An 11,055-nucleotide genomic window follows, 5' to 3' on the forward strand; every position below is an offset into this window, starting at 1 on the left:
ATTTGATTCTCCTTAATATTAGTCTAAGCATAAACCTAATATAAAGAAATAATTTATTCACTCCCTTTTTTGTATAATTTTAGGAATATACTAACACTAATATAACATTTGCAATATATATATTTAATGGGACTTTTTAACTAAAAATAACAATCAATCCCAATTATTTAATATGTCTTTTTTCGTCGAAAATAATTATGTTAGAAGTTCATTTTAGAAATTTTAGCCTAAAAGTTTAGAATGAGCTGATATAATTCTACAATTTTCGTCATTATAAGTAGTGTGTTGTGTTGAGAGGTTACTGGGCGTGACCGCGGGCCTTGCTTATCTCTCCACCGTTATCGCGGGACTGTTGGCACTCTTGGCAGCGACGTTATTATATCCGTCTATTTTGGAGAGGTTAGCGGTCTGGTCAATTCCTACACCAATCCGGAAGAGGCGCTGTTGAAACCTTTTTTAAGGTGGAAATGCCGCCTGTATTCGAGGTCATAACCGCTCTCCTGCTTGCCTTTACGTTGGGACTCGGAGCGACTGTAATCAAGGGACAGGCCTTGCAGAAGGTCACGGTTGAATTCCGAGAGATTATTGAGAAGCTGATCGCCTCGGTCATCATTCCGCTGCTGGCATATCATATCTTCTGCTTGTTTGCATACCGTGGAGGAAGCGCGGCGCGCGATTCTCCACGGCGCCGACTATCTTGGCATCGGGCCGATCTATCCGACCCGCTCGAAGGATGATGCCAAGACTGTGCAAGGCCCAGCCATTCTCCATGAGCTTCGCGAAGCTGGAATCCACCTGCCGATCGTTGGGATCGGCGGGATTACCGTGGAGCGCGTGGAGGAAGTGATTGGAGCGGGTGCGGATGGCGTCGCGGTGATATCCGCCGTGACGGGAGCGGAGTCGGCGCGGGAAGTTGTAGAGGCTTTTATAGGTAAGATACGATGTACGACCGAAAGAATTTCTTAAGATGTAAGAGGGATTAAAATCGGATCATGAAACAAGGGGGCCGACTTCTGCGGCACCCTTGTTTTGTTTACGTCGGATTTTAGAATACTGTATATGCTCAGCTTTTCCGTCAATATGCCATTTCTTTTGATCCACTCTCGTGTAACCTCCCAGATCAGTTTGCCATAGAGACCCGGATATGATATACGTAGGACAATGCACCCGCTCTACGATGAGTGAGCACTCCCATTAAGTTGAATAGGGGATCGGAATGAATAATAGGCAAAAAGAGATTTTTCGCAATTTGTTAATGGAACCGAACCGGCTGTGGCTCGTTCAGGATCTGGCGGATCAGACCGAGTGCTCGGAGAAGACGATCCGAAACGATCTGAAGGTGATTGAAGAATATATAGCTAAGCACTCCAGCGGCCATCTGGTGAAAAGGCCGGGACTTGGCGTCTATCTGGAGATCGGGGAAGCGGATCAGGCTGATTTATTCCGCCGCTTGTATTCCAACGAGAGTACCGCCGAGGATGAATCCGATGAGGAAAGGGTGCTGCACCTGGCATATCGGCTCTTGATGAACGCGAAGCCCGTAACCCTGCAGAACCTGGCTTCACCGTTTTACGTGAACAAGGCGATTATCCGTCGGGATATGGAAAAGATTGAGGGCTGGCTGCGGAGCTTTGATCTGAGCTTAATGACGAAGCAGCGAGTAGGCTTCATGATTGAGGGCTCGGAGAAGAACAAACGGATGGCGCTGGCGCGGTTGAACCAATTGATCAACCGTCCGGAATTGACGGGACAGATGATGCGTAACCAGTATGAACCGCACGAGATCGCAGCCGTATACAATGAGTTGAAGGCGCTGCAAAAGCGGCACCAGCTCCGTTTCACCGATGAAGCCTTTGAAAGCCTGATGCTGCATATACTGCTTATGGTCAAACGGACCAAGCTGGGACAGCCGATTTCGCTCTCTGCTAAGGACATAGCGTTTCTGGAGAATAAAGCGGAATTTGCATGGGCGATAGACTTTTTGAAGCAGCTGCAAAAATTGTTCGCCGTCCCTTTTTCCAAGGAAGAAACCGCTTATCTAACCCTGCACCTGCTTGGCGGGAAGTTCCGATACACGCAGGAGGATGGAAGTGCCCGGCGGGGCGATCTGGCAGACAGCCACCCCCTGCTGCCACAGTTGGTTGAGCAACTGATTCGGCGGATGTCGGAGCTGAATATGATCCCATTTTCCAAGGACCCGGTATTATTGAACGGGTTGAAAGTGCATTTGTACACGACCATGAACCGTCTTCATTATGGTCTGGCTGTGTCCAATCCGATGCTGGCCGAGATCAAAAAGATGTATCCCTATATGTTCGATCGCGTCATCATGGCCCTGGAGGAGGTAGGGGGAGCGCTCCAACTGTACTTTCCAGAAGAGGAGGCCGCGTATTTGACTTTGCATTTTCAGGCGTCCGTAGAACGGCTTCACCAGAACGAAAGCCACCCTCAGAAGGTCATAATCGTGTGTCATATGGGCGTTGGGATGTCCCAATTGCTTCTCGCGAAGGTGGAACGAAGATTCCCGTCCGTGCATGTAGAGACAACGATGTCCAAAGCGGAAGTTGAGGATTATCTGGCAGCTCATGAGGTGGATCTTGTCATTACGACCGTTGATCTGCCCGAGTTAAAAACACCTCATATCCTCGTTTCCCCTCTGCTCGAGGCCAGTGACGAGCGGAAGCTGGAGCAAGCGATCCGGGGGCTCGATGAGCCGGACGGCAGGGCGGCTGAGGAATCGGTCTTTTTGAAATATACGACGCCTTTTCTCATCTTTCCTCAGCAGGAGGTCGAGCGTCCAGAACAGTTGATCTCCAAGTTTGCGCAGATGCTGGTGGACAAAGGATATGTCCAGGCAGGATATACGGAAAGTGTGCTGGATCGTGAGAATATGTCTGCTACGACGATTGGAGGAGGCATTGCCATCCCTCATGGCAGCTCGGAGCGGGTTACACAGTCCTGCATCGTTGTTATTACTTTAAAGCAGCCGATTACCTGGGGAACCGAGAAGGTAGAGCTTGTGTTCTTACTTGCTATCAAGCATGATGAGCGGAAAGAGATGCGGCAGCTGTTCAGGGAATTGTCACGGATCAGTGAGCAGCCGGCATTGGTCAGTGCATTGTCTAAGGAGACGGACGCGATACGATTGCTGAATACGTTAAAAGGGTAAAATTAGTAGTAGAGGTTGTTCAAAAAGTCCGCTTTTGATAAGAAAACCTCTTATCGAGGCCACTTCAAGGATGAGCGACCGCGATGCATAGGTAGGTTTTCTTGCGATATAGAATTTCATCAGTTCCACTGATAACTCATAAATTCTATATCTAACACGAAGCGAATCAGGAAGCAGCTCGGCATCGAATCTTGAATTCAGCCGGGCCTAAGCAGATGCTTTCGAAGCATGTTTCCTGCGGAAACATTTCAGGTGCTCACGTACCCAAAACGTACGCTCCGCTCCTGACGTCCCTAGCTTCATCCAACTGAAGCGTTTTGAAAAAACGCACATCGGAAGCATAAGCCTCGGTGCTGAAAATCGACCTTTTTGAACACGCACTATTTCAAACTGTGATGATGAAGCAGGACGGTATACCGTCCTGCTTTTTACATTTTTTTGGGGTCCCGCGTAAAGTATTTGGATTAAGCATATAGGCTCCACTTTGTGGGGATATTTGTTTGCGAAATAAACCTGTTTTTCCGGAAGTTCCGGTAAAAAGTTCATCCGATAACAGCGTTTTCAGCATGTACACTATAAATGTAAGCGGGAACATGACAGCGAAGGAGAATGACGAACATGAAAATATTAGCGATTACTTCATGTCCTAACGGAATTGCACATACGTATATGGCCGCTGAGAATCTGCAGAAGGCAGGCGCGAAGCTTGGCGTTGAGATGAAAGTGGAGACCCAAGGCTCCATCGGCGTGGAGAACCAATTCACGGAGCAGGATATCCGCGAAGCCGATGGCATTATTATCGCAGCGGATAAGACGGTGGTGAAGGACCGGTTTGTGGGTAAAAAACTGCTTGTCGTTGGGGTGCAGGATGGTATCCGTCGTCCAGAAGAGCTGATCCAACGGATGATGGAAGGGGATGTGCCCGTCTATCAGGCACAATCCAAGTCGGCTGAAGCTATGACGGGAGAGAACAAACCTAAACAAAATCCGATCTATCGCCACTTGATGAACGGTGTATCCTATATGGTGCCGTTTATCGTGATCGGTGGGCTGCTCATCGCAATCGCCCTGACGATGGGCGGCGTGAAAACGCCGGGTGGTCTGGTTATACCGGAAGATTCCATCTGGAAAACGATTGAGAGTATCGGCGCGGCTGCGTTTACCTTCATGGTTCCGATCCTTGCCGGATTTATCGCCATGAGTATTGCGGACAGGCCGGGGCTTGCACCAGGTATGGTCGGCGGGTTCATTGCTGCGAACGGCAGCTTTTATGGAAGTGAAGCAGGAGCTGGATTCATCGGGGGGATTATTGCCGGTTTCCTGGCGGGATATGTCGCACTTGCTATTAAAAGGATCAAGGTTCCTCGGTCGCTGCAGCCGATTATGCCCATTATCGTTATCCCGGTACTGGCTTCACTGGTTGTAGGATTAATCTTCGTCTTTGTGATTGGCGCTCCGGTTGCGGATCTGTTTGAAGCGTTAACCGTCTGGCTCGCGGGAATGCAGGGTACTAGTTCGATTCTGCTCGCGCTTATTCTGGGCGCGATGATTTCTTTTGACATGGGGGGGCCCGTGAATAAGGTTGCGTTCCTGTTCGGCTCGGCCATGATCGGTGAAGGCAACTATGAAATTATGGGCCAAATTGCCGTTGCCATCTGTGTTCCTCCGATTGCCATGGGACTGGCGGCCATGATGAACAAAAGGAAGTTTACGCCTGCGGAACGCGAAGCTGGAAAAGCGACATTTACGATGGGATTGTTCGGTATTACCGAAGGAGCGATTCCATTCGCGGCGCAAGATCCTCTACGCGTCATTCCGAGTATCATGGTCGGTTCCATGACGGGTTCGGTGATTGCCATGCTGGGCAGTGTCGGTGACAGCGTAGCCCATGGCGGCCCGATTGTAGCCGTGCTCGGTGCCGTGGATCATGTGTTGATGTTCTTCATAGCGGTCATGGCCGGTTCAGCCGTATCGGTTATCATGGTGAGCCTGCTCAAGAAAGATGTTGCAGCTGTGACTCCGGCAGTTGTTGGAGAAGGAGCAGAAGCGATAGAGAATCCTGCCGTAGCAGGTGAATCGTCGACAGTAGACGCGGCTGCACCCGTGGCTGCGGATTCAGCTGAAGTGGATTCAACCGTGATCCATAATGGTACAGCAACGGAAGTTTCTGCTATCCGCGTTGAGAAATTGACGGATATTGTGACACCGGATCTCATTAACCTGAATCTGGTCGGAACAACACAGGATGCTGTCATCGACGAAATGATCGGTGTATTGGAGCGGAATGGGGCGATCAGAGCCGACGGAGATTTTAAACAGGCCATATTAGCCCGGGAGCAAGAAAGCTCCACCGGCATCGGCATGAATATTGCGATTCCTCACGGTAAATCGGATGCTGTCCTGAAACCAAGCGTGGTTTTTGGCATCCAGCAGGATGGCGTCGACTGGAAGAGTCTGGACGGAAGCGAAGCCAAACTGATCTTTATGATTGCCGTGCCGCGTAATAGTAAACAGAATGCGCATTTGAAAGTGCTGCAAATGTTGTCCCGCAAGCTGATGGACGATGATTTCAGGGAAGCGCTCTTGGCGGTGACAACCAAAGAAGAGGCATATCGATTGCTCGATCAGGTGCATTAATTCAAGAGACTGAGTGAATTCATCTAGACCAGCCCCGCACAGAAATGAGCGGGGCTGGTTTTATACGTTTCTCGGCTTGCTTCCGCAAAATCCACGGATTTGCTTGTCAGCCGGCGCCATGCTAATCGCTTTCAGAGCAATAACTCCATGGCTGCGCGTTCTTTATCCGCAATCTCGAGCAATAGGTTGGACGCCTGCTGTAGCTCCTGGGTGTTACCTGATCTTCCCGCACGGTCGATCGCTGCGGAGACACTGGCCCACATTGGCGCGATCTCCGTAAACAAAAGGTAGGCTTGTTCGATTCTCGGGTCTTTCAACCGATCGGCGCATTCCTTCAAGTAATCCCGATACAGATTCCGAAACAAAGCACCGCCGGTTCCCGCACGCTCCATCAGCAATGCGGTCAGGCATAAATCATGTTCGAAATGGTTGCTGCGGGAAGGCCACTTCAGGATCTCTTTGCTCATTTTTACAATGCCTTTATTCCCGATATTGCGAATGGGCGGGTTCAAATAGTCATGTGCATTCTTGGTCAAGGATTCGCGTAATGCGGGAACAAGCGGCGGTAAGGCGTCGATGGGCTCGAGCGTAAAAGAGCGATTTCGGGAACTCATGGCACCCTTTGCGTTCCTGGCTGATGCCAAGCTTGTCAAACGCGTCTTCACCAGCCCGCCCTGTTGCCTGGTATCTGCCATGTAGGCATATTCGTCATCCACGCCGTATAGGACCGCATAGTGACCGGCAAAGTGCACTTTGCTCGTGAAATAGTCCAAGTAATAGGAATCCAATTTCAGCCCAACCGGAATTCCGCGTTCGATGCAGCTTCGTACGTTCCGCCACGCTTTGTCGACGGACGACGTTTCTTGGACTCTGACGGTCAATCCCAGCCTGTCGGCGAGGTTCGCCGTCAATTTATCCACTTTCACCCTTCCTCCGATGAACGGAAAATCCATTCCCTTCGAGTCCCAATAAATGAATCCGAGCCCTTGTCCGAGTCCGAACAGCATCGGCTCCGATAGCCGGACTCCCGCAAATTGCATTAAATTGCCCATGGTGGTCGTTTCGCAATGGTCGCCTTGGTAAGGAACAAAACCTTCAATGATTATGGTCATCTTCCCTGGTCTCCTTCGACAATTCGTTAATTAGACTGGCAACGAACGCTTGCTCACTCTCCATTAGGCTGATCGGATGCAAGAACAGCGCTCTTACGTTCAGCGGCAATCGAACACCGCCCTGGGATTCGAATTTTTGCTTTATGCCTTCTGAAGCCTCACGAAGAAAATCCAACCGTTTCCGCAAGGCAGCTATGGCCATGTCGTTCCCGATAAGAGGCAAAGCGGCCAAACCGAGATCGAAGCGGTTGTCGCGCTCCCGTGCTGACGAAAGACTGTCAAGGACTTCATCTTTCAGCTTGACCATACCGGCTTCGGTGAGGACAAACCGGGTCGGCATGGGTCCCTTGCCGGATTTTTCGTCGGATTCCTCGGATGCAATCCATCCTTTATCGCTCAGTTTCCTCAGTCCTACGTAGATTGAAGTCGTGCCGATGTTGGCCCATTCCCGATAGCCTCGTTGATCGACTAACTTCTTGATATCGTACCCCGAAGCTTGACGACATTCTGCGATCATTTGCAGCAGCATGAATTCGACGTTTGAAATAGGGTGCATGAAGAACCCCCTTGTCTTTTAATATTTCACATATGTAATATAACACCAGTGGAATATAAGATCAACAACGGGTTCATGACAGGCTCGTATGGCCAGCCAGGAGACGGTTGGTTTTTTATGTCGCATGTCGAGTTCAAGGTCAGTGCTCCCGAAGAACGCCCAAGTGTGTTGCTTTCTCATTCCTGACTCGATCTTGGAGGAGAATCGCCGATTAACACACCAATTATACCTTATGATGCTTGCTGCCATTGCGCCCTCAAGGCTACACTAATATCATCATGAAACAGACAACGATGGATGAAAGGAGCGGATAGCCTTGAAGCATGGAAGCGGCAAGACCTCATTGGCGACATTTGCGGGCGGTTGTTTTTGGTGCATGGTGAAGCCGTTTGACGAGCTGCCTGGCATCCTTTCCCTGGTTTCCGGCTACACGGGCGGCCATATGGAGAATCCGACCTACGAAGAAGTAGGAACGGAAACGACGGGGCATTACGAAGCCGTGCAAATCCGGTTTAATCCGGATGTGTTTCCGTACTCACGGCTGCTGGACATCTATTGGCGCTTGATTGATCCAACGGATGCGGAAGGCCAGTTCATGGACCGCGGGGCGTCTTACCGGTCGGCGATTTTCGTGCATGACGAAGCGCAGCGCGAGCAGGCGGAAGCCTCCAAGCGCAGCCTGCAGCTTAGCGGCCGGTTCAAGGGGAAGATCGTGACGCCGATCCTGCCGGCGGCTCCCTTTTATCCCGCGGAGGATGTCCATCAGAACTACTATAATACCCACCGGTATGACTATAACCGGTATTATGAGGGTTCCGGCCGGTATTCTTTTGCGAAGCGGCATTGGAGCCGCAAAGAGGATCAGGATGAGCTGCGCAGGCGTCTTACCGCAATCCAATACGCGGTGACGCAAGAAGGCTTGGACGAGCCTGCCTACGATAATCCGTATTGGAATCACGCAAGCCGGGGAATTTACGCGGACGTGGTGAACGGCGACCCTCTGTTCAGCTCGACCGATCAATATGATGCGGGTACGGGATTGCCAGCTTTTAGGAAGCCGCTGCACGAAGGATATATCAGCAAAAAGGGGGATCTCCGCGGCGGCAAGGTACGCACCGCGCTCTACGGCAGATTGTCCGGCTCTTACCTGGGACATCTGTATCATGACGGGCCTCAGCCGGGCGGCCTGCATTATCAGGTAAACTCCGCGGCGCTGCGGTTTATACCGGAGGAAGCGCTGGTCCGGGAAGGCTACGGTGGATTCGCCGGGCTGTTTGAGTAGGGAACGGATGGAGGCCGTCTTATGATAATCAAACTGCTGTACCTTGTAGCGAATTTGTTTTTTCTGGCAGGGATACTGCTCTCCCCGTATAGCACAGCTTCCAAAGTGTTGATGTATATCGTCATGAGCCTGATTCTGGCGTTCGCATTCAAAAGATTATCTAAGGAAGAAGGTGGGGGAGAAGGATAGTGCCGTAAACTTCACCTATACCCGTTCTCTCCCACCCGCATGGCTGGCGCCTCCGTTAGAATAGGATTGGGCAAGACCAATTCTTGCGTCCATGTGCGGAAAGGGGTGACGTTGTTGAATACGATTCATATTCACAATGGGATACAGATGAGAGGGCTTGTTACTTAGGATAAGTCGAGGTTTAAGTCCTCTCACGCTGTAGCGGGAGGAAAAAGAGCAAATGATGAAGTTAACGACGATGGTTCGCGGACTTGCTGGCGACAAGGCGGCCCGCGAGCTGATCCGCAACTGGGAGTTTGACGAGGGAACGCTGAAGTTTTGGCGGGCCAGCTCCAACTTCGTATATGTGTTTAACCGCGATGGAGAGCGTTATTTCCTCCGGTTTAATTTTGAGGAAGAAAGCACGGCCCAGCAGCTGGCGGCCGAGCTGGAATTCATGCAGTATTTGCTTAAGCACGAGTACCCTTGCGTCGCGCCGATTCCTTCGGTGAACGGGAAATGGATCGAGACGATTCAGGTACCGGAGGGGCAGTATCACGGCGTCGTCTTTAGCGCCGCCGGAGGGATTGCATTCCATGGCACTCCCACCGCGCGCCAATGCAGGGACTGGGGGAAATCGCTCGCAAGGCTGCATACGCTGTCCAGCCGATATGAACCTGGAGCCGTAAGGCGAAGAAGCGTGGAGGACATCCTGCGTTTGATCGATCAGGTGCTGCGGCGGCATCCCGGGGAGCAGGATGCTATGGATGAGCTTCATCGGGTTAGTCTATGGCTGCAGTTCCTGCCCGCGTCGAGACAGACGTACGGCTTGATCCACTATGACTTCCAGCTGGATAACATCTTTTATGAAGCGAAGGAACGTTCATTCCACGTGATCGATTTCGACGATGCCATGTACCATTGGTATGCGGCGGATATCGTCACGGCTCTTGCCGATGCCGAGTCGGAGCATGACAAGCAGGCATTTCTGAAAGGGTATCGCTCGATCCGAAGCCTGGATCACGAGCTGGAGGCAGAGTTTTCAAGATTTCAAAGATTCAGCCGTTTGTACCGTTTTGCCAGCGTGCTGCGTTCCCTGGAGGACAGCGAGTTGGCCGATGTCCACTCTTGGTATGAGGGGCTTCGCACGAAGCTGCTGCGCGATTGCGAGAAGGATAGACAGGGGTTCAGGGAACCGTGGTAACCGCACGAGCCATGACGCGCAGCTTGGATGCTGGCTGCTAGCAGCCGGACGGCTTTAGTGGGCTAATCGAACCAGGAAAACCACATCGGGCACGATGTGGTTTTTTGTCGCGGCTTCAAGGCGGCATCAGCCGAAATCATCCCCATGGATCGCATCGGGCAAGCAGCGAGCGGGCGGAAGCGAAAAATATCCCTTCAATTTTATATGAATTGTCGAGAAATGGTAAATATTGCTTTGTTCGCCGTTCAGGCATTTGCTATGATTTTCGTACTAGGCACAAAGAATCAGAGGAATGGAGTTGAAACGATGAATCGAAAAATGATTTTATCCACGGCCGCGTCTCTTCTGGTCGGGGTAGTGGCAGGCACGGGCATCATGATGAACGACCAGGCTTACCAGTCGGTCAAGCAGGCCGTAGGAGGAAGCGCAACGAACAATGCCATTGGCGGGATCGGCAACGTCGCACAGATCGATCTGTCCAGCATGGATATTGAGAGCGCATTGATGGTCGTGCAGCAGCAGCGGACCCAGATGCTGGATGCGCAGCTTAACAACCAGATTCAGGACGTGCAGAAGCGGAACGAGGAAATCGCCAAGAAGAACGACGCCATGGCAGGCATTAACAGCGCCTTGACCGGAGAAGCGGTGGACGGCAAATATTCGATACCGGACGATCTTGCCGGCAAGCTGGCAGCGGAAGGCATCGCAGATGCATCCAAGAAGGAATATACGGCCGAAGAGCTCAATCAAGCCACGGAGAAGCTGAAGGGATCGATCGATAGTCTATCGAACTCCCAGCAAATGGACATGCTTCGCCTGCAGTCGATGACCAACAAGCGCAATGAAGCCTTTGACGTCATGACGAATTTTATTAAGAAAATGGAAGAATCACGCAGCAGCATCATCGGAAATATGCGATAATAGAGT

The 11,055-nt window shown here is 51.2% G+C and carries 9 protein-coding genes and 1 pseudogene; 8 read left to right on the forward strand and 2 right to left on the reverse strand.

Translation table 11 applies throughout. The features are described from left to right. Positions 1-467 precede the first annotated feature (467 nt). The 4 genes and pseudogenes from AC3RCL_RS05745 (at position 468) to AC3RCL_RS05760 (ending at position 5,806) form a co-directional block, all read left to right on the forward strand. A complete protein-coding gene (locus tag AC3RCL_RS05745; RefSeq protein ID WP_492534791.1) occupies positions 468-737 on the forward strand; it encodes a cation:dicarboxylate symporter family transporter in 270 nt (89 codons plus the stop codon). Beyond that, positions 649-966: pseudogene (locus tag AC3RCL_RS05750) on the forward strand (thiamine phosphate synthase); the annotation flags it as partial. The gene AC3RCL_RS05745 and the pseudogene AC3RCL_RS05750, both read left to right, overlap by 89 nt. A 250-nt stretch (positions 967-1,216) precedes the next feature. Beyond that, the gene (locus AC3RCL_RS05755) at positions 1,217-3,169 is read left to right on the forward strand and encodes a BglG family transcription antiterminator (protein ID WP_492534794.1); all 1,953 of its coding nucleotides are present in this window, start codon (positions 1,217-1,219) and stop codon (positions 3,167-3,169) included. 618 nt (positions 3,170-3,787) lie between these two features. Continuing rightward, complete coding sequence (locus AC3RCL_RS05760; protein WP_492534796.1) at positions 3,788-5,806, forward strand: fructose-specific PTS transporter subunit EIIC; 2,019 nt, start codon at positions 3,788-3,790, stop codon at positions 5,804-5,806. 131 nt (positions 5,807-5,937) lie between these two features. Here the strand turns inward: AC3RCL_RS05760 and AC3RCL_RS05765 are convergent, their stop codons facing one another. Together AC3RCL_RS05765 and AC3RCL_RS05770 are read right to left on the reverse strand one after the other, a co-directional pair. Continuing rightward, positions 5,938-6,918: a BtrH N-terminal domain-containing protein gene (locus AC3RCL_RS05765; protein WP_492534798.1), complete on the reverse strand. Its 981-nt coding sequence runs from the start codon at positions 6,916-6,918 to the stop codon at positions 5,938-5,940. Further along, positions 6,902-7,474 carry a PadR family transcriptional regulator gene (locus tag AC3RCL_RS05770; RefSeq protein ID WP_096775107.1) on the reverse strand — a complete coding sequence of 191 codons (573 nt, stop codon included), beginning with the start codon at positions 7,472-7,474 and terminating at the stop codon, positions 6,902-6,904. Before AC3RCL_RS05770 ends, AC3RCL_RS05765 begins: the two co-directional genes overlap by 17 nt. A gap of 316 nt (positions 7,475-7,790) precedes the next feature. On the opposite strand from AC3RCL_RS05770, the gene msrA reads away from it, so the two are divergent. From msrA to AC3RCL_RS05790, 4 genes are all read left to right on the forward strand, one after another. After that, positions 7,791-8,756: a peptide-methionine (S)-S-oxide reductase MsrA gene (gene msrA, locus AC3RCL_RS05775; protein ID WP_492534800.1), complete on the forward strand. Its 966-nt coding sequence runs from the start codon at positions 7,791-7,793 to the stop codon at positions 8,754-8,756. A gap of 21 nt (positions 8,757-8,777) precedes the next feature. Beyond that, the gene (locus AC3RCL_RS05780; protein WP_213580391.1) at positions 8,778-8,945 is read left to right on the forward strand and encodes a hypothetical protein; all 168 of its coding nucleotides are present in this window, start codon (positions 8,778-8,780) and stop codon (positions 8,943-8,945) included. 220 nt (positions 8,946-9,165) lie between these two features. Further along, the gene (locus AC3RCL_RS05785) at positions 9,166-10,128 is read left to right on the forward strand and encodes a phosphotransferase enzyme family protein (RefSeq protein WP_492534803.1); all 963 of its coding nucleotides are present in this window, start codon (positions 9,166-9,168) and stop codon (positions 10,126-10,128) included. Positions 10,129-10,434: 306 nt separating this feature from the next. Then, positions 10,435-11,049: a hypothetical protein gene (locus AC3RCL_RS05790; RefSeq protein WP_096775120.1), complete on the forward strand. Its 615-nt coding sequence runs from the start codon at positions 10,435-10,437 to the stop codon at positions 11,047-11,049. Positions 11,050-11,055: the final 6 nt, after the last annotated feature.

This window comes from Paenibacillus sp. MT86 (assembly GCF_058792535.1).

Bases quoted from the DNA above. Each gene is read 5' to 3' on its own strand.
- AC3RCL_RS05745 (WP_492534791.1), top strand. From the start codon at position 468: ATGCCGCCTGTATTCGAGGTCATAACCGCTCTCCTGCTTGCCTTTACG.
- AC3RCL_RS05755 (WP_492534794.1), top strand. From the start codon at position 1,217: ATGAATAATAGGCAAAAAGAGATTTTTCGCAATTTGTTAATGGAACCG.
- AC3RCL_RS05760 (WP_492534796.1), top strand. From the start codon at position 3,788: ATGAAAATATTAGCGATTACTTCATGTCCTAACGGAATTGCACATACG.
- AC3RCL_RS05765 (WP_492534798.1), bottom strand. From the start codon at position 6,918: ATGACCATAATCATTGAAGGTTTTGTTCCTTACCAAGGCGACCATTGC.
- AC3RCL_RS05770 (WP_096775107.1), bottom strand. From the start codon at position 7,474: ATGCACCCTATTTCAAACGTCGAATTCATGCTGCTGCAAATGATCGCA.
- AC3RCL_RS05780 (WP_213580391.1), top strand. From the start codon at position 8,778: ATGATAATCAAACTGCTGTACCTTGTAGCGAATTTGTTTTTTCTGGCA.
- AC3RCL_RS05785 (WP_492534803.1), top strand. From the start codon at position 9,166: ATGATGAAGTTAACGACGATGGTTCGCGGACTTGCTGGCGACAAGGCG.
- AC3RCL_RS05790 (WP_096775120.1), top strand. From the start codon at position 10,435: ATGAATCGAAAAATGATTTTATCCACGGCCGCGTCTCTTCTGGTCGGG.